The 19,154-nt window shown below is 70.6% G+C and carries 7 protein-coding genes and 1 pseudogene; 7 read left to right on the top strand and 1 reads right to left on the bottom strand.

Features of this window, described 5'->3' with window-relative positions; genetic code table 11:
* The 6 genes and pseudogenes from ACFU99_RS08010 to ACFU99_RS07985 all read left to right on the top strand — a co-directional run.
* A pseudogene (locus ACFU99_RS08010) lies at positions 1 to 741 on the top strand (acyl-CoA dehydrogenase); the annotation flags it as partial.
* A 117-nt stretch (positions 742 to 858) separates the two neighbouring features.
* Complete coding sequence (gene dxr, locus ACFU99_RS08005) at positions 859 to 2,139, top strand: 1-deoxy-D-xylulose-5-phosphate reductoisomerase (protein WP_384387466.1); 1,281 nt, start codon at positions 859 to 861, stop codon at positions 2,137 to 2,139.
* Positions 2,136 to 3,437 (top strand): M50 family metallopeptidase, encoded by a 1,302-nt coding sequence (locus ACFU99_RS08000; RefSeq protein ID WP_384387463.1) that lies wholly within the window; start codon positions 2,136 to 2,138, stop codon positions 3,435 to 3,437. Before dxr ends, ACFU99_RS08000 begins: the two co-directional genes overlap by 4 nt.
* A 209-nt stretch (positions 3,438 to 3,646) precedes the next feature.
* Positions 3,647 to 4,801, top strand: coding sequence for a flavodoxin-dependent (E)-4-hydroxy-3-methylbut-2-enyl-diphosphate synthase (gene ispG, locus ACFU99_RS07995; protein WP_384387460.1), 1,155 nt, complete (start codon positions 3,647 to 3,649; stop codon positions 4,799 to 4,801).
* Between the two features lie 22 nt (positions 4,802 to 4,823).
* Positions 4,824 to 6,770: a 1-deoxy-D-xylulose-5-phosphate synthase gene (dxs, locus tag ACFU99_RS07990; RefSeq protein ID WP_384387469.1), complete on the top strand. Its 1,947-nt coding sequence runs from the start codon at positions 4,824 to 4,826 to the stop codon at positions 6,768 to 6,770.
* Complete coding sequence (locus ACFU99_RS07985) at positions 6,767 to 8,173, top strand: aspartate aminotransferase family protein (protein ID WP_384387457.1); 1,407 nt, start codon at positions 6,767 to 6,769, stop codon at positions 8,171 to 8,173. The genes dxs and ACFU99_RS07985 overlap by 4 nt, the downstream gene beginning before the upstream one ends.
* Before the next feature lie 65 nt (positions 8,174 to 8,238).
* Here the strand turns inward: ACFU99_RS07985 and ACFU99_RS07980 are convergent, their stop codons facing one another.
* Complete coding sequence (locus ACFU99_RS07980; RefSeq protein ID WP_384387454.1) at positions 8,239 to 9,684, bottom strand: amidase; 1,446 nt, start codon at positions 9,682 to 9,684, stop codon at positions 8,239 to 8,241.
* Between the two features lie 702 nt (positions 9,685 to 10,386).
* On the opposite strand from ACFU99_RS07980, the gene ACFU99_RS07975 reads away from it, so the two are divergent.
* Positions 10,387 to 19,154 (top strand): amino acid adenylation domain-containing protein (locus ACFU99_RS07975; RefSeq protein ID WP_384387452.1); only part of this gene is annotated, 8,768 nt, incomplete at its 3' end.

Genomic DNA, 19,154 nt, shown 5'->3' with positions numbered 1-19,154 from the left:
CTCGCGGCCCGCGGCGAACGCGCGGTCCCCGCCGAACAGGTCCTGCGCGATCTGCGGATCAACCGGATCTTCGAGGGCTCCACCGAGATCATGCACCTGCTCATCGCCCGCGAGGCCGTCGACGCCCACCTCTCGGTCGCCGGCGACCTCATCGACCCCGACACCTCGCTCACCGACAAGGGCCGGGCTGCCGCCAAGGCAGGCGCCTTCTACGCCCGCTGGCTGCCCAAGCTCGTCGCCGGACCCGGACAGCTCCCGAACTCCTACGCCGAGTTCTCCCCGCCCGGCCACCGCGACCTCAGCGGCCACCTGCGCTACACCGAGCGCGCGGCCCGCAAGCTCGCCCGTTCCACTTTCTACGCCATGTCCCGCTGGCAGGGACGGATGGAGACCAAACAGGGCTTCCTGAGCCGGATCGTCGACATCGGCGCCGAGCTCTTCGCGATGAGCGCCGCGTGCGTACGGGCCGAGATGCTGCGCACCCAGGGCGACCACGGAGCGGAGGCGTACCAGCTCGCCGACGCCTTCTGCGAGCAGGCCCGCATCCGGACGGAAGAGCTGTTCGGGCGGCTGTGGACCAACACCGACGACCTCGACCGCAAGGTCGTCTCCGGCGTCATGTCCGGTACGTACGCGTGGCTGGAGAGCGGCGTCGTCGACCCCAGCGGCGACGGCCCCTGGATCGCGGACGCCACCCCCGGCCCGGCCCGCACCGACAACCTGCACCGGCCCATCCACTGACGGGCGACGCCCCGGCCTCAGCCGCGCGCCGCGCCCGGCTGAGGCCCGTGGGGCGGGTGGTGACCGTTCCGGGGGACGCGGTGCCGCGGCAGGGAGGGATGCGGCAACAATGGGGGGATGACGGACTCCCTCGCTGACCCGCACCTTCGATTCGCCCCGGCCGACGCCCCGGGTGAAAGCCCGAGCGGTCCCCGCTCCATCGTCATCCTCGGCTCGACCGGTTCGATCGGCACGCAGGCCATCGATGTCGTCCTCCGCAACCCCGAGCGCTTCCGGGTGACCGCCCTGTCGGCCGCCGGCGGCCGGGTGGACCTTCTCGCCGAACAGGCGCACCGGCTCCGGGTGGACGCCGTGGCCGTCGCCCAGGCCGACAAGGCCGCCGGCCTGCGCGCGGCCCTCACCGCGCGATACGGCGCCGAGCCGCTGCCGGAGATTCTGGCGGGCCCGAACGCGGCCACCGAGCTGGCCCGCACCGAGTGCCACTCCGTCCTCAACGGCATCACCGGCTCCATCGGCCTCGCGCCCACCCTCGCCGCCCTCGAAGCGGGCCGGGTCCTCATCCTCGCCAACAAGGAGTCCCTGATCGCCGGCGGCCCGCTGGTCAAGGCCGCCGCCAGGCCCGGCCAGATCGTGCCCGTCGACTCCGAGCACTCCGCGCTCTTCCAGGCCCTGCTCGGCGGCGCGCCCCGCGAGGTCCGCAAGCTCGTCGTCACCGCCTCCGGCGGCCCGTTCCGCGGCCGCACCAAGGACCAGCTCGGAGCCGTCACCCGCGAGCAGGCGCTCGCCCACCCCACCTGGGACATGGGCCCCGTCGTCACCATCAACTCCGCCACCCTCGTCAACAAGGGGCTGGAGGTCATCGAGGCGCATCTGCTGTTCGACGTCCCCTTCGACCGCATCGAGGTCGTGGTCCATCCGCAGTCCTACATCCACTCGATGGTGGAGTTCACGGACGGCTCGACGCTCGCCCAGGCCAGCCCGCCCGACATGCGGATGCCGATCGCGCTGGGCATGGGATGGCCGGAGCGGGTCCCCGACGCCGCACCCGGCGTGGACTGGACCAAGGCCCACACCTGGGAGTTCCTGCCGCTCGACACCGACGCGTTCCCCTCCGTAGGCCTCGCCTGCCACGTCGGCGAGCTCGGCGGCACCGCGCCCGCCGTCTTCAACGCGGCCAACGAGGAGTGCGTCGCCGCCTTCCTCGCCGGGCGGCTGCCGTTCACAGGGATTGTCGATACCGTCGCGGAAGTGGTTTCGGAACACGGAAAACCCATTTCGGGAACCCGCCTCTCGGTCGCGGACGTCTTGCAGGCCGAGACCTGGGCCCGCTCCCGGGCCCGTGAACTGGCCGCCCGTACCGCTCGTACAGCGCACGCAACCTCGGAGGCTCGCGCATGACAACACTGATGACCATCCTGGGGATAGTCGTCTTCGTGGTGGGCCTGCTCTTCTCGATCGCGTGGCACGAGCTCGGCCACCTCTCGACCGCGAAACTCTTCGGCATCCGCGTGCCGCAGTACATGGTCGGCTTCGGGCCGACGATCTTCTCGCGGAAGAAGGGCGACACCGAGTACGGCGTGAAGGCCATCCCGCTCGGCGGCTACATCCGCATGATCGGGATGTTCCCGCCCGGCGAGGACGGCCGGATCACGGCGCGCTCCACCTCGCCGTGGCGCGGCATGATCGAGGACGCCCGCTCGGCGGCCTTCGAGGAGCTGGAGCCGGGCGACGAGTCGCGGCTCTTCTACACGCGCAAGCCCTGGAAGCGCGTGATCGTGATGTTCGCCGGGCCGTTCATGAACCTGGTCCTGGCCGTCGCGATCTTCCTCGGCGTGATGATGACGTTCGGCGTCAACACCCAGACCACCCAGGTCTCCTCGGTCTCCGAATGCGTGGTCTCCGCCCAGGCCAAGACCGACAAGTGCCCGGCCGGGGCCAAGCCGTCGCCCGCCAAGGCCGCCGGCCTCCAGCCGAAGGACAAGATCGTCGGCTTCAACGGGCACAAGATCGACGACTGGTCGGCGCTCCAGGACGACATCCGCAAGACCACGGGCACGGCGACCATCACCGTCGAGCGCGACGGGCAGCGCAAGGAACTGCGCGCCGACCTCATCCCCAACCAGGTCCAGAAGTACGACGGCAAGGGCAAGCCGATCGTGGGCCAGTACGTCACGGCCGGCTTCCTCGGCTTCAGCCCCGCGCCGGGCATCGTCCAGCAGTCCTTCGGGCAGTCCGTGGACCGCATGGGCGACATGGTCGCCTCCGGCGTCGAATCGCTGATCGCCCTGCCCGGGAAGATCCCGGACCTGTGGGACGCGGCCTTCGACGGGGGCCAGCGCAAGGCCGACTCCCCGATGGGCGTCGTGGGCGCCGCCCGCGTCGGCGGCGAGGTCTTCAACCTCAATATCCCGCCGTCCCAGCAGGTCGCGACCATGCTCTTCCTGGTCGCCGGGTTCAACCTGTCGCTCTTCCTCTTCAACATGCTCCCGCTGCTCCCGCTGGACGGCGGGCACATCGCGGGCGCGCTGTGGGAGTCCGTGCGCCGCGCCTTCGCCCGCGTCTTCCGCCGCCCCGACCCCGGCCCCTTCGACGTCGCGAAGCTGATGCCGGTCGCCTACGTGGTCGCGGGCGTCTTCATCTGCTTCACACTGCTGGTCCTGGTCGCGGACGTCGTCAACCCCGTGCGGCTCACCTAGCGGCCTGGCGCGTCGACCGTACGGCCGTACCGCTCGAAAGTGCGGCGAAAGACCCGATTGAGGCGGCCGGACGCGCTATGTGTCCGGCCGTCTACATTTGGGTGGCCACTGGGGCGGGATGTGCTTCCGACTGATCCCGTGCCGTAATCTCGAACACCGGAGCCCGCCGAACTCGGGTCCTTGATCCACACCATGGGGTTGCTCGCAAGATGACTGCGATTTCACTTGGAATGCCGTCCGTACCGATCAAGCTCGCCGACCGCCGGGTCAGCCGCCAGATCCAGGTCGGGTCCGTGGCCGTCGGAGGCGACGCGCCGGTTTCGGTGCAGTCGATGACGACGACGGTGACGGCGGATGTCGGTGCGACGTTGCAGCAGATCGCCGAGTTGACGGCGTCGGGTTGTCAGATCGTGCGGGTGGCGTGTCCGTCGCAGGATGACGCGGACGCGTTGCCGGTGATCGCGCGGAAGTCGAATATTCCGGTGATCGCGGATATTCATTTCCAGCCGAAGTATGTGTTCGCGGCGATCGACGCGGGCTGTGCGGCGGTGCGGGTGAATCCGGGGAACATCCGGCAGTTCGACGACAAGGTGAAGGAGATCGCGAGGGCGGCCTCGGATGCGGGGACGCCGATCCGGATCGGGGTGAACGCGGGGTCGCTGGACAGGCGGCTGCTCCAGAAGTACGGGCGGGCGACGCCTGAGGCATTGGTGGAGTCGGCGCTGTGGGAGTGCTCGCTGTTCGAGGAGCACGGCTTCCGGGACATCAAGATCTCGGTGAAGCACAACGATCCGGTGGTGATGGTCAACGCGTACCGGCAGCTGGCGGCGCAGTGCGACTATCCGCTGCATCTGGGGGTGACGGAGGCGGGGCCGGCGTTCCAGGGGACGATCAAGTCGGCGGTGGCCTTCGGTGCGCTGTTGAGCGAGGGGATCGGGGACACGATCCGGGTGTCGCTGTCGGCTCCTCCGGTGGAGGAGATCAAGGTCGGCAACCAGATCCTGGAGTCCCTGGGCCTGCGGCAGCGGGGTCTGGAGATCGTCTCGTGTCCGTCGTGCGGGCGGGCGCAGGTGGATGTGTACAAGCTCGCCGAGGAGGTCACGGCGGGGCTGGAGGGCATGGAGGTGCCGCTGCGTGTCGCGGTGATGGGCTGTGTGGTCAACGGTCCGGGCGAGGCGCGTGAGGCGGATCTGGGTGTGGCCTCCGGCAACGGCAAGGGGCAGATCTTCGTGAAGGGCGAGGTCATCAAGACCGTCCCCGAATCGAAGATCGTCGAGACCCTCATCGACGAGGCGATGAAGATCGCCGAGCAGATGGAGGCGGCGGGGGCCCGCTCCGGGACGCCCGACGTCACCGTGGGCTGAACCAGACGAGGAGGGGATGTCGGTGTCGCTGTTGGAGAACATCAAAGGCCCGCATGACCTGAAGGCGCTGCCCGCGGAAAGCCTCGGCCGGCTCACGGAGGAGATACGCCAGTTCCTCGTGCACGCCGTGGCCGCGACCGGCGGCCATCTCGGTCCCAACCTCGGCGTGGTGGAACTCTCCGTCGCCCTCCACCGCGTCTTCGAATCGCCCGCCGACCGCATCCTGTGGGACACCGGGCACCAGAGCTACGTACACAAACTGCTCACCGGGCGACAGGACTTCTCCAAGCTGCGCGGCAAGGGCGGCCTCTCCGGCTACCCCTCGCGCGCCGAGTCCGAGCACGACGTCATCGAGAACAGCCACGCCTCCACGGTCCTCGGCTGGGCCGACGGCCTCGCCAAGGCCAACCAGGTGCTGGGCCGGGACGACCACGTCGTCGCGGTGATCGGCGACGGGGCGCTCACCGGCGGCATGGCCTGGGAAGCGCTCAACAACATCGCCGCGGCCAGAGACCGCCCGCTGATCATCGTCGTCAACGACAACGAACGCTCGTACGCGCCGACCATCGGCGGTCTGGCCAACCACCTCGCCACGCTCCGCACGACCGACGGCTACGAACGCGTCCTGTCCTGGGGCAAGGAGGTTCTCCAGCGCACCCCCGTCGTCGGGCAGCCGCTGTACGAGTCCCTGCACGGCGCGAAGAAGGGGTTCAAGGACGCCTTCGCCCCGCAGGGCATGTTCGAGGACCTCGGCCTGAAGTACGTCGGCCCCATCGACGGGCACGACATCGCCGCGGTCGAATCGGCGCTGCGCCGCGCCAGAAGGTTCCACGGACCCGTGCTCGTACACTGCCTCACCGAGAAGGGCCGCGGCTACCGCCCCGCCCTGGAGGACGAGGCCGACCGCTTTCATACGGTCGCCGCGATGGACCCGCTCACCTGCGAACCCCTCGCACCCTCGGGCGGGCAGTCCTGGACCTCGGTGTTCGGGGACGAGATGGCGCGGATCGGGGCCGAGCGGCCCGACGTCGTGGCGATCACGGCCGCGATGCTGCACCCCGTGGGGCTGACGAAATTCGCCGCGGCCTTCCCCGACCGGGTCTGGGACGTCGGCATCGCCGAGCAGCACGCCGCCGTCTCGGCGGCCGGGCTCGCCACGGGCGGGCTGCACCCGGTCTTCGCGGTGTACGCGACCTTCCTCAACCGCGCCTTCGACCAGGTCCTGATGGACGTGGCGCTGCACCAGTGCGGCGTTACGTTCGTCCTGGACCGGGCCGGGGTCACGGGGACCGACGGGGCGTCGCACAACGGCATGTGGGACATGTCGGTCCTCCAGGTCGTACCCGGTCTGCGGATCGCCGCGCCGCGCGACGCCGACCAGCTCCGGGCACAACTGCGCGAGGCGCTGGACGTCGACGACGCGCCGACCGTCATCCGCTACCCCAAGGAGACGGTGGGCGAGCCGATACCCGCGGTCGGCAGGGTCGGGGGGATGGATGTGCTGGCCCGGCCGGAGAAGGGGGCGAAGGGGGAAGCGGGCGGCCGTACGGACGTCCTGCTCGTCACCGTGGGAACCATGGCCCAAGTCGGCCTGGAAATAGCCGAGTTGCTCCAAGCGCGCGGCACGGGCTGCACCGTCGTGGACCCGCGCTGGGTCAAACCCGTCGACGAGGCGCTGCCCGCGCTCGCCGCCCGCCACCGGGTCGTGGCGGTCGTGGAGGACAACAGCCGTACTGGCGGCGTCGGTTCGGCCGTTGCGCAGGCGCTCGGCGACGCGGGGGTGGACCTGCCGGTGCGCACCTTCGGCATCCCGCCGCAGTTCCTGGCACACGCCAAGCGCGGCGAGGTACTGGCCGACATCGGGCTCACCCCCGCCGAGATGGCCGGGCGCGTCAGCGCCGCCCTGGCCCGCACCACAGCCCCCGCAGCGGCGGGGGCGTCCGAGATCAGCGAGGAGAACCACCTATGACAGCCGACGGACCGCAGGGCTTCGACCTCGGGAAGCTCCTCGCGGAGCGCGGCGGTGAGCGGTACGAACTGCACGCGAAGTATGTGAACCACCAACTGCCGCGCATGCTGCACACCATCGGCTTCGACAAAGTATACGAACGGGCCGAGGGCGCGCACTTCTGGGACGCGGACGGCAACGACTACCTGGACATGCTCGCCGGGTTCGGCGTCATGGGCGTGGGCCGGCACCACCCCGTCGTACGCAAGGCGCTGCACGACGTGCTCGACGCCCAGCTCGCCGACCTCACACGCTTCGACTGCCAGCCGCTGCCCGGCCTGTTCGCGGAGAAGCTGCTGTCGTACGCCCCCCACCTCGACCGCGTCTTCTTCGGCAACAGCGGCACGGAGGCCGTGGAGACCGCGCTGAAGTTCGCGCGGTACGCGACGGGGAAGACGAGAATCCTCTACTGCACCCACGCCTTCCACGGGCTGACGACCGGTTCGCTCTCGGTCAACGGCGAGGACGGATTCCGCGACGGCTTCGCGCCGCTGCTGCCCGACACCGCCATCGAGATGGGCGACCTGGCCGCACTGGAACGGGAGTTGGCGCGCGGCGACGTGGCCGGATTCGTCGTCGAACCGATCCAGGGCAAGGGCGTCCACGAGACACCGCCCGGATTTCTGCGCGCCGCACAGGAGTTGCTGCGCCGCCACAAGGCGCTGCTGATCGCCGACGAGGTGCAGACCGGCATCGGCCGCACCGGCGACTTCTTCGCCTACCAGCACGAGGAGGGCGTGGAGCCCGACCTGGTGTGCGTCGCGAAGTCGCTCTCGGGCGGCTACGTACCGGTCGGCGCGACCCTCGGCAAGGACTGGATCTTCAAGAAGGTCTACTCCTCCATGGACCGGGTCCTCGTCCACTCCGCCAGCTTCGGCTCCAACGCCCAGGCCATGACGGCGGGGCTCGCGGTCCTCAGCGTGATGGAGGACGAGCAGATCATCGCGCGCGCCCGGCACACCGGAGACCTGCTGCGCGGCAGGCTCGCGGCGCTCGTGGACAAGTACGAGCTGCTGCACGAGGTGCGCGGTCGCGGCCTGATGATCGGCATCGAGTTCGGCAAGCCCAAGTCGCTGGGCCTGCGCAGCCGTTGGGCGATGCTCCAGGCGGCGCGCAAGGGCCTCTTCGCCCAGATGGTCGTCGTGCCGCTGCTCCAGAAGCACCGCATCCTCACCCAGGTCTCCGGCGACCACCTGGAAGTCATCAAGCTGATCCCGCCGCTGGTCATCGACGAAGCGGACGTGGACCGCTTCGTCGACGCCTTCACCGCCGTCATGGACGACGCACACGGCAACGGGGACAGCGGCCTGATGTGGGACTTCGGCCGCACGCTGGTCAAGCAGGCGCTCTCGCAGCGCTCCTGACCGTATCGGCGGCCCGCGTCAGCCGCACGCGTGTCGGGAAGCGGGGGCCATGCCCCGCGGGCTTCTCACCACAGCGCGGGGACGCGGGCCGCCCAGGGGCGGGCCTCCTCCAGTTGGGCGGAGAGGGAGATGAGGGTGGCCTCGTCGCCGTAGCGGGCGGCGAGCATGACGCCGATGGGGAGGTTGTCGGCGTTCCAGTGCAGCGGGACGCTGGCGGCGGGCTGGCCGGACGCGTTGTAGAGCATGGTGTACGGGGTGAACGCGCTCATCCGCTCGAAGCCGTTGGCCGGGTTCGCGTCGTCGTGCAACGAGCCCACTGGGACCGGGGGTTGGGCCAGGGTCGGGGTGAGGATGATGTCGTAGCCCGTGCCGACGGGCTGGATGGTGTCGGCGATCAGCTGGCCCAGCTTCCGCATCTCCTGGAGGCCCTGGGCGTATGTCGCCCCCGACACCCCTGCGGCTTCCGCGCGCAGATAGCGCGTCAGCGGCGTCAGCAACTCCTCGGAGCCCGGCGGCACCGGGCTGGTCGCGGCCATCACCTTCCATACGTCCAGGAGGGCGGCGCCGGCCCCGGCGCTCACCGCGGGCGGTGCCGCCTCCTCGACGGTGTGGCCGAGTTCGCGCAGCAGATCGGCCGCCTCGTCCACGGCCTTGCGGCAGTCGGGGTGGACCGACACGCCCGGTACGGTCGGCTCGGGCATGCAGGCGACGCGCAGCGCCTTCGGGCGGCGGAGCGCCTGCCCGGCGAAGGTCTCCCCGGGCGGCAGCGCGGGTGCGGTGAACGTGTCGCCGGGCATCGGACCGGCCAGCACATCGAGGAGCGCCGCCGCGTCCGCGACCGTACGGGCCAGGGGGCCCGACGTGCCCATGCCACTGACCTCATGCCGCGTGGGGCCGCTGCTGACCCGGCCGCGGCTCGGCTTGAGACCGAAGACTCCGCAGGCGGACGAGGGGATGCGGATCGAGCCGCCGCTGTCCGTGCCGTGCGCGACGGGCGCCAGCCCGGAGGCGACCGCCGTCGCCGCGCCGCCGCTCGTTCCGCCGGCCGAGCGTTCGAGGTTCCACGGGGTGCGGGCGGGCGGAGCCACCCGGTTCTCGGTGTACGGCGGGAGAGCGAACTCGGGGGTGTTGGTCTTGCCGAGCAGGACGGTGCCGGCCGCACGGAGCTTGGTGACCACATGGTCGTCCACGGTCGGCACACGGTCCACGAGCGCGGCCGAACCCATCGTGCAGCGCACGCCTGCCACATCGGTGAAGTCCTTCACCGGTACCGGAACACCGTGCAGCGGCGGCAACTCCCTTCCCTCGCGGCGTGCTTCGACGGCGACCCGCTCCGCCTCGGCCGCCTGCTTCCGCGCGATCTCTGGTGTCACCGTGATGAACGCGCCGACGGTGGCGTCGAGTCGGTCGATACGCTCCAGGTAATGGTTCGTCAGCTCGACGGGGGACAGCTCCCCCGCCCGTATCGCGTCGCCCTGCTCCAGAGCGGTGAGATCGTGCAGCTGGCCCATCTCCGGCCGTCCTCTCGTCGATCGCCGTCATGTGCGGGCCGTCGCCGCGTACCACGCCTCGCACCAGTGGTCGGTGGGCAGGAGAGCGCCGGTCCGTAGGAAGATCGTAACCTTTCTTAGGCTTGCCTTGCCTAACTTTTTCGTGCGGGTGCGGGTGCGGGTGCGGGTGCGGGTGCGGGTGCGGAAGCGGGCGGCGGGCCACGGCGGCCGGGTGACCGTCCGATCCTGTGTCCAAGTGGTGCGAAATCTCCGATTGGACAGTGGTAGCCGCCCGGTTGATCGAATCCATAGCTAATACACAGGCGTCCAACCGCGTCGCAAACACATTCGTTGACATCTCTGGGGCCAGGCTGTCCAATTCCAAGGAGTTGGATATGGGGAAGGCGCATCACTCATGCAGCGGTGCGCGGCAACACAGTGACCACAGATACCTTCCGCCGCTCACGTACGGAGGCGGCTGGACTGTCGGACGGGGGCGGGCCGCCAAGGCGGCCCATCAGAGGCGTCGATGACGACGCCGCTGGACAGAAAATGTCCGTACGTGCGCGAATCCGTGCCGCCTTTCCCCCGAGGCGTCGCGCGGGCCGGCGGTGGTCCATACCGCCTGATGTGTGGATGAGTGCAGGGTGATCAGCCGGCGCAGGGCCCGGCTGGGCAACGGCAGGTGCTTCGGGCACGGGGCTGCCCGTTGAGGGGGAGAAGATGAACGGCCGGAACGGCGACGCGCTGCCCCTGTCCGAATATCGGCAGGAATCTCACCGGCAGGACTTTCACGGGCAGGACCTTTACCGGCAGAACGTTTACCGGCAGGACCACTACCCGCAGGACATATGGCCGACGCGAGAAATGGGGAATTCCCGCGTGCTCGACGCGATCCATCGGTACGTCGACATGACCGGCGCTCTCGACCTCGACACCTTCGACCGCGCGCTGAAGCTGGTCACCGAGGAGACGGAGCTACTGCGCACGCACAGCGCGACGGACGGCGAAGGAACTGGCCGGCCCATCACGGGGGCCGGACAAGCGGACGGGCTGTCGGTCGTCGATCTGCGCGGCGAAAGCGACCCGCGGCGCGCGGCGGAGGAGCTGATGCGGGCGGAAACGCTCCGCATCCGGGACGCCGGGGCCACCGGGGGCCGGCCGTTCTCCCACGCCGTCTACCGGCTCGCCGCCGACCGTCATCTCTGGTCGCACTGCTACAGCAGGCAGTTGGTGGACGACTTCGCTTGCGAGCTGATCGAGCGGCGCGTCGCCGAGGTGTATACGGCGCTCTCGCGGGGCGACGCTGTCGCCGAGCCGGGCTACGCGTCGCCGCGTGCGGCCATGGAGCGGGAGGCGGCCTACCTGGAGTCGGAGCGGTACGCGCGCGACCGGGCGTACTGGATCGAGCGCTGCGCCGACCGCCCGGAGCCGACCGGCATTCCGGGCTACCGATCGGGCGGTGCGGATGACGAGGCCGGGGACTGGGGAGGGGCCGGGGAAGGGATTCGGCGGGAGTCGGAGACCCTGACGCCCGCTGCCACGGCCCGCTTGCGCGCCGCGGCTTCCCGGAGCGGCGTCGGCTGGACGCGATGGGTGATCGCGGCGGTCGGGGCCTTCGTCGCCCGGATGACCGGGGTGGACGAAGCGGTACTGAGCCTTCCGATTTCGGGCCGGGTGCGGGACGAGGACCGGCGGACGCTCTGCGCGATGGCCGACACACTGCCGCTCCGGTTTCCGGTACGGCCCGGGGCGGGCCTGGCGGAGCTCGCGGGCGCGGCGGACCGTGAAATCGCCGGAGTGCTGGAACACCAGCGATTCCGAGGGGAACGGCTCCGCCGCGAGCTGGGCCGGGCGGAGGGTGACCACCGGAACTTCGGGCCGTACGTGCGTATCGAACCGGCCGATGGCGCTACAGAATTGTGGTTCGGATCGTGCCGGGGAACCGCCCACGACCTATTTCGCGGCCTGTCGAATCGACTGACCGATGAATTCGGCGTTCTCGTGTCCGAATCGCCGGACGGTGAGACTATTCGGATCACCCTGGAGGCGAGTTCTACCCTCTACGACCACGCCTGGGTGCAGGGCGCGCATCGATCAATCCTCCGGATTCTGGAAGGAGCCGTCGAAGCTCCTTCCGTTCCGGTGAGTCGAATGGACACGGTGAACGGCTCGGAACGCTCGCTGGTCGTGAAGGCATGGAACGAGACCGGTCGACGCCGGGCGGCGGATTCCGCCCTTGAGCTGTTCACGAGGCGAGCCGCCGCCCACCCGGATGTGATGGCGGTGCGGTGCGGTTCCGACGTGTTGTCGTACGGGGAGTTGGAGGGTCGGGCGAATCGGTTGGCCCGGTATCTGGTCCGGCTCGGTGTGGGGCGGGAGTCGCGGGTGGGGCTGTGCCTGCCGCGCGGGGTGGACATGGTCGTGGGGCTGCTGGCGGTGTGGAAAGCGGGCGGTGCGTACGTACCGCTCGATCCGGAGTATCCGGCGGACCGCCTCGCCTACATGGCAGCCGACAGCGGCGCGTCGGTCGTGCTGGCGACCGCCCAGACGATGGCGAAGGCTCCGACCGACGCCGTGCGTGTCGTGGCGTTGGAGGACGTCACAGAGGAAGCCGCCGCAGAGGCAGCCACCGGAGACGAAACGGCCACGGAACTTGAAAACGCGCCCAAGGCCGACCAGTTGGCGTATGTGATCTATACCTCTGGTTCGACGGGCCGTCCGAAGGGTGTGGCGGTCGCGCATGGCGGTGTGGCGAATCTGGCGGAGGTCATGCGGCCGGTGCTGGGTGTCGCGGAGGGGGTGACGGCGCTTCAGTTCGCGTCGTTCAGCTTCGACGCCGCCGTGTTGGACGTCGCGGTCACCCTCGGGGCCGGCGGTGCGCTGGCGATCGCGTCGAGTGAGGAGCGTACGGAGCCGGAGGCGCTGGCCCGGATGATCGAGGCGGCGGGTGTGAGCGTGGCGAGCGTCGTTCCGTCGTTGCTGGGTGTGCTGGATCCGGCTTCCGTGCCCGGTGTGGAGAACTGGGTGCTGGGTGCGGAGCGGCTGAGCGCGGACCTGGCGGCGCGGTGGCGGACGGGGGCGCGGGTGTGGAACACCTACGGACCGACGGAAGCGACCGTGATCACGACGGCGACGTTGCTGGCGGAGGGTATCGGTCCGCAGGATGCGCCGCCCGCGATCGGCAGCCCCATCGGGAACGCGCAGGTCTTCGTTCTGGACGCGTTCCTTCGGCCAGTGCCTGTCGGCATGGTCGGCGAGCTGTATGTGGCCGGGGCCGGGCTGGCGCGCGGCTATGCGGGGCGCGCGGATTGCACGGCGGAGCGGTTCGTGGCCTGCCCGTTTGCTCCGGGCGCTCGTATGTACCGCTCGGGCGACCTGGCGCGGTGGACGGCGGACGGGCTGTTGGAGTTCGCGGGGCGTGCGGACGAGCAGGTCAAGATCCGAGGCTTCCGCGTCGAACCCGGCGAGGTGGAAGCTGTCCTGACGGGGCATCCGGACATTGCTCAGGCGGCGGTGGTGGTGCGGGAGGACCGGCCGGGCGAGAAGCGGTTGGTCGGCTACGTCGTACCCGAGGCGCCGGGCGTGGACCCGGCCTTGGTGCGCGAGTACGCGGCGGGGGCGCTGCCGGAGCACATGGTGCCCGGCGCCGTGGTGCTGCTCGACGCCCTGCCGCTCACGGTGAACGGCAAGCTGGACAAGGCGGCGCTCCCCGCCCCCCGAACGGAGGAACGCCCCGCTGGGCGAGAGGCGCGGACCCCTCTCGAAGCGGCACTGTGCGGGCTGTTCGCCGAGGTTCTGGGCCTGGAACGGGTGAGCGCCGAGGACAGCTTTCTCGGGCTGGGCGGCGATTCGATCCTCGCCATGCTGCTGGTGTCGGGCGCTCGCCGCGCCGGGCTGACCATCACCACCCGTCAGGTCTTCGAGCACCGCACCCCGGCCGCCCTGGCGACCGTCGCCGTCCCTCAGGAGGCGGCAGGCGCCACGCAGGACGGCAGCGCTGAACGTTCGCCGACCGCCGTTCCCCTCCTGGAGCTTTCGCAGAGTCAGCTGGACGAGCTGACGGCGGAGGTTCCCGGGCTGGTCGAAGTGCTGCCGGTCTCGCCGCTCCAAGAGGGATTGCTCTTCCACTCGCTGTTCGACGAGCAGGACGACGACGTCTACGCGGAGCAGCTGGTCATCGACCTCGACGGCGATATCGACGTGGACGTGTTGCGGGCGTCGTGGCGGGTGTTGTCGGAGCGGCATGCGGCGTTGCGGGTGGGTTTTCGTGTGGTGCCGGGGTTGGGGCGGCCGGTGCAGACGGTGGTGCGGGATGTGGTGCTGCCGTGGCGTGTGGAGGATGTGTCGGGGCTGGGTGCGGAGGCTGCGTGGGCGGAGTCGGAGCGGTGGGCTGCGGAGGAGCGGGCGCGTCGGTTCGATCTCGGTGAGCCGCCGCTGTTGCGGGTGCTGCTGGTCAAGGTCGGCACGAATCGCTACCGGCTACTGGTGACGCTGCATCATCTCGTTCTCGACGGCTGGTCGTTGCCAGTTCTGACGCGTGAGTTGTGGGCCTGCTACGCGGCGGGCGGCAGCGGGGACGGTCTGCCCGCGGTGGCTCAGCACCGTGAGCACGTCGCGTGGCTCGCCCGGCAGGATGCGGCGGCGGCCGGGCAGGCGTGGCGGGTGGCGTTGGCGGGGGTGGAGGAGCCCACACTGGTCGCGCCGGTGATCGGAACGAGGCAGGCGGGCGCGCCCGGACGAGTGACGGCCCAGTCGGACAGCGACCTCGCTGCCGCGTTGGCCGTGTTCTCCCGTGAGTGCGGCGTGACGTTGAATACGGTGGTGCAGGCTGCTTGGGCTGTGGTGGTCGGGCAGTTGGCGGGCCGTAGCGATGTGGTGTTCGGTGCGACGGTGGCGGGGCGGCCGGCGGATCTGCCGGGTATGGCGGAGATGCTGGGGCTGTTCATCAACACCGTTCCCGTGCGGGTGGTGTTGGAGCCGGGGCGTACCGTCGCGGAGACGCTCGCCGAGTTGCAGGTACAGCAGTCGGCCCTGCTCGATCACCAGCACGTGGGCCTGAGCGCTATTCAGCGACTTGCCGGTCCCGGCGCGACCTTCGACACCTTGCTCGCGTTCGAGAACTATCCGGGCGGTGACCTCGCGGACTCTCCGCGCATCGACGGACTGACGCCGACGAACACCGAAGTGCGCGGGACGACCAACTTCGCGGTGGCGCTCGGCGTCACGCCCGGCGATGTCCTTCGCCTGCACTTGGACTACCGGCCGGACCGGCTCGACAGGCAGCAAGCCGCACAGATGGGCCGCCGCTTGCTGCGCGTGCTGGGACAGATCGCCGCGAACCCGGAGGCGCGGATCGGCGACCTCGACGTGCTCGGCGAGGCCGAGCGCACGCAAGTGGTCGAGCGGTGGAACGACACCGGACTGCCCGTCTCGGCGCGCACTGTCGTCGACCTCTTCGCGCGGTGGCCGCAGCGGACGCCGCAGGCGGTGGCGGTGCGCTGCGGGGCCGACGCGCTGACGTACGAGGAACTGGAGGCGCGGGCGAACCGCCTCGCGCGGCACCTGGCCCGTCTCGGCGTGGGCCGGGAATCCCGCGTGGGCCTGTGCCTGCCGCGCGGGGTGGACATGGTCGTGGGGCTGCTGGCGGTGTGGAAGGCGGGCGGCGCGTACGTACCGCTGGACCCGGAGTATCCGGCGGACCGGCTCGCCTACATGATCGCGGACAGCGGCGCGTCGGTCGTCCTGGCGACCTCCGGGACAGCGGCCGAGGTGACGGACAGTCCGGCGCGCGTAGTGGCCCTGGACGAGGCGGCCGAAGCCATTGACGTCGAGTCTCCCGACTCTCCCGAAATCACGGTAGATCCCGGCCAGTTGGCCTACGTGATCTACACGTCCGGTTCGACGGGCCGTCCGAAGGGCGTGGCGGTCGCGCACGGCGGTGTGGCGAACCTGGCTGAGGCCATGCGGCCCGTACTGGGCGTGACCGAGGGAGTGACGGCACTTCAGTTCGCGTCCTTCAGCTTCGATGCCGCGGTGCTGGACGTCGCGGTCACCCTCGGGGCCGGCGGCACGCTGGCCATCGCGTCGAGCGACGAGCGTACGGAGCCGGAAGCCCTGGCGCGGATGATCCACGCGACGGGCGTGAAAGTCGCGAGCGTCGTCCCCTCCCTCCTGGGAGTGCTGGACCCTGCCGCCGTCTCCGGCGTCGAGAACTGGGTGGTGGGCGCGGAGCGCGTGACAGCGGACCTGGCCGCGCGATGGCGGGCCGAGTCCCGGGTGTGGGTCGCATACGGCCCGACCGAGGCGAGCGTGATCACGACGTCCGCGCTGCTCGCGGAGGGCATCGGCGCGCAGGACGCGCCGCCGGCGGTCGGCCGCCCCATCGGCAATGTCCAGGTCTTCGTGCTGGACAGCTTCCTGCGCCCGGTGCCGGCCGGAGTGACGGGCGAGCTGTACGTGGCCGGGGCCGGACTGGCACGCGGCTATGTGGGCCGGCCGGGGCTGACGGCGGAGCGGTTCGTGGCCTCGCCCTTCCTGCCCGGCGTACGCATGTACCGCTCGGGCGACCTGGCGCGGTGGACGGCCGACGGACAGGCGGAGTTCGTCGGCCGGTCCGACGAGCAGGTGAAGATCCGCGGCTTCCGCGTCGAACCCGGCGAGATAGAGGCCGTTCTGACGGGGCATCCGGAAGTCGCCCGCGCCGCCGTGGTGGTACGGGAGGACCGGCCCGGCGAGAAGCGGCTCGTCGGCTACGTCGTGCCCAGGGCGCAGGACGTCGACGTGCGTCCGCTGCGGGAGTACGCGGCCGGAGCCTTGCCGGAATACATGGTGCCGAGCGCCCTCATGGTCCTGGACGCCCTGCCGCTCACGGTGAACGGGAAGCTGGACAGGGCCGCCCTGCCTGCTCCCGAGACCACGGCGATGGACGGCCGAGCGCCCGAGACGGCGGTCGAAGGCGTGCTGTGCGGGCTGTTCGGCAAGGTGCTCGGACTGGAGCGGGTGGCGGCCGATGACAGCTTCTTCGGGCTGGGCGGCGACTCGATCATGTCGATGCTGCTGGTGTCGCATGCCCGCCGCGCGGGCCTGCTGATCACGAGCCGTCAGGTATTCGAGCACCGGACCCCGGCGGGCCTGGCGACGGTGGCTGTCGCGGCCGACGGCGCGGACTTCCGCGACGAGGCGCCCGCCGTCGGCGACGTCCCCCTTACCCCGGTGATGCACGAACTGCTGGACCGGGTCGGCCTGGAGAGCGCGGGCCACGTCGTGCAGCAGGCGCTGGTGACGACACCGGCCGGCCTCGACTTCGACGCTCTGACGGATGCCGTGCGCACGGTGATGGGTCGTCACGATGTGCTGCGGGCGCGATTGGAGGTGGAGCCGGACCGGCGGTTGGTCGTGCCGGAGGCGATCGATTCCGACGCGCACGTACGCCGGGTGGACGCGTCCACAGCCGTGGGGAACTCTTCGGACTTCTCGGCGCTCGCCGGTGAGCAGGTACGGGCGGCGGCCGGAAGGTTGGACCCGGCGGCCGGTGTGATGGTTCAGGTGGTGTGGCTCGACGCGGGTCCGGGCCGGCAGGGGCGGCTGTTGGTGGTCGCCAACCACCTGGTGGTGGACACGGTGTCCTGGCAGGTGCTGCTGCCCGATCTGGCCCACGCCTACGAGGAGTTGGCGGCCGGCCGTCAGCCGGTGCTCGACGCGGTTCCGGTGTCGTTCCGGCGCTGGGCGCGCGAGCTGTCCACGGAGGCGACGAGCGCGGACCGGACGGCCGAGCTGCCGGGGTGGTCCGAGGTGCTGCGCGGCACCGACACGATGCTGACCGATCGGCCCGTGGACCCGGCTCGTGACGTCGAGGCCACGGTGCGGCGCGTCTCGGTGACGGTGCCCGCCGAGGTCACCTCAGCCGTGCTGGCACGGGTTCCGGCCGCCTTCCACGCGGGCGTCGATGACGTTCTGCTGGCCGGACTGGCGGTGGCGATGAGGGAGTGGAAGGGCCGTGATGCGGACGGCGGCTTCCTGGTGGATGTGGAAGGGCATGGGCGGGCGTCGGAGGTGGACCTGTCGCGGACGGTGGGGTGGTTCACCAGTGTCCGGCCGGTGCGGCTCGATGCGGGGCTGGTCGATTCCGCTGAGGTGCGGGCGGGCGGCGCCGCTGCGGGTCGGGTGCTGAAGCTCGTAAAGGAGCAGGTCAGGGCGGTTCCCGGGGACGGGCTAGGGTATGGCTTGCTGCGCCGCCTCAACGCGGAGACCGCGCCTGTACTGGCCGACCTGCCGTCGGCGCAGATCGGGTTCAACTACCTGGGCCGCATCGCCGGCCGCGAAGGCGACTGGCAGCCGCTCCCGGCGACCGAGCTCGACGGCAGCGTGGCGGGGGCGTTCCCCGTGATGCACGCCCTGGAGGTCCTGGGAGCGGTACGCGACGCCGATGGAGGCCCTGAGCTCACGCTGACTCTGGCATGGCCGGAGGCGGTGCTCGAAGAGAGCGCGGCGTGGGCGCTGCTGGACGGCTGGGCGGCGGCACTGGGCGGCCTGGCCGTCCACGCGGACCACGCCGGGAGCGGCGGATACACGCCCTCCGACTTTCCCCTCTTGGAGCTGTCGCAGGGCCAGGTGGAGGAACTGGAGGCAGGAGTCCCCGGGCTGGTCGAAGTGCTGCCCGTCTCGCCCTTGCAGGAGGGGTTGCTCTTCCACTCCCTGTTCGACGAGCAGGACGACGACACGTACATGGAGCAGTTGGTCGTCGATCTCGAAGGCCGACTCGACGCGGATGTGCTGCGGGCGTCGTGGCGGGTGTTGCTGGAGCGGCATGCGGCGTTGCGGGTGGGTTTCCGTGTGGTGCCGGGGTTGGGGCGGCCGGTGCAGACGGTGGTGCGGGATGTGGTGCTGCCGTGGCGTGTGGAGGATGTGTCGGGGCTCGGGGCCGAGGCTGCGTGGGCGGAGTCGGAGCGCTGGGCCGGGGAGGAGCGGGCGCGTCGTTTAGATCTCGGTGAGCCGCCGCTGTTGCGGGTGCTGCTGGTGAAGGTCGATGCGGATCGCTACCGGATGCTGGTGACGCTCCATCACCTGGTGCTTGACGGCTGGTCGTTGCCGGTTCTGCTGAGTGAACTGTGGGAGTGCTACGCGGCGGGCGGCAGCGCGGGCGGACTGCCCGCGGTGGCTCAGCACCGTGAGCACGTCGCGTGGCTCGCCCGGCAGGACGTACCGGCGGCGAACGAGGCGTGGCGTGCGGCGCTCGCGGGGACCGAGGAGCCGACGCTGGTCGCCCCGGCGGTTGCTGAGGGGCGGTCGGACGCTCCGGGGCGGGTGACGGCGCAGACGGGCCGGGACCTGGCCGCCGCGTTGGCCGTGCTTTCCCGTGAGTGCGGCGTGACGTTGAATACGGTGGTGCAGGCGGCTTGGGCTGTGGTGGTCGGGCAGTTGGCGGGCCGTAGCGATGTGGTGTTCGGTGCGACGGTGGCGGGGCGGCCGGCGGATCTGCCGGGTATGGC

Source organism: Streptomyces sp. NPDC057654 (assembly GCF_042800135.1).
Lineage (GTDB): Bacteria > Actinomycetota > Actinomycetes > Streptomycetales > Streptomycetaceae > Streptomyces.
This window is presented reverse-complemented; position numbering and strand designations above follow the sequence as displayed.

Coding starts and splice junctions, on each gene's coding strand:
- dxr (WP_384387466.1), top strand. CDS start 859: ATGACGGACTCCCTCGCTGACCCGCACCTTCGATTCGCCCCGGCCGAC.
- ACFU99_RS08000 (WP_384387463.1), top strand. CDS start 2,136: ATGACAACACTGATGACCATCCTGGGGATAGTCGTCTTCGTGGTGGGC.
- ispG (WP_384387460.1), top strand. CDS start 3,647: ATGACTGCGATTTCACTTGGAATGCCGTCCGTACCGATCAAGCTCGCC.
- ACFU99_RS07985 (WP_384387457.1), top strand. CDS start 6,767: ATGACAGCCGACGGACCGCAGGGCTTCGACCTCGGGAAGCTCCTCGCG.
- ACFU99_RS07980 (WP_384387454.1), bottom strand. CDS start 9,684: ATGGGCCAGCTGCACGATCTCACCGCTCTGGAGCAGGGCGACGCGATA.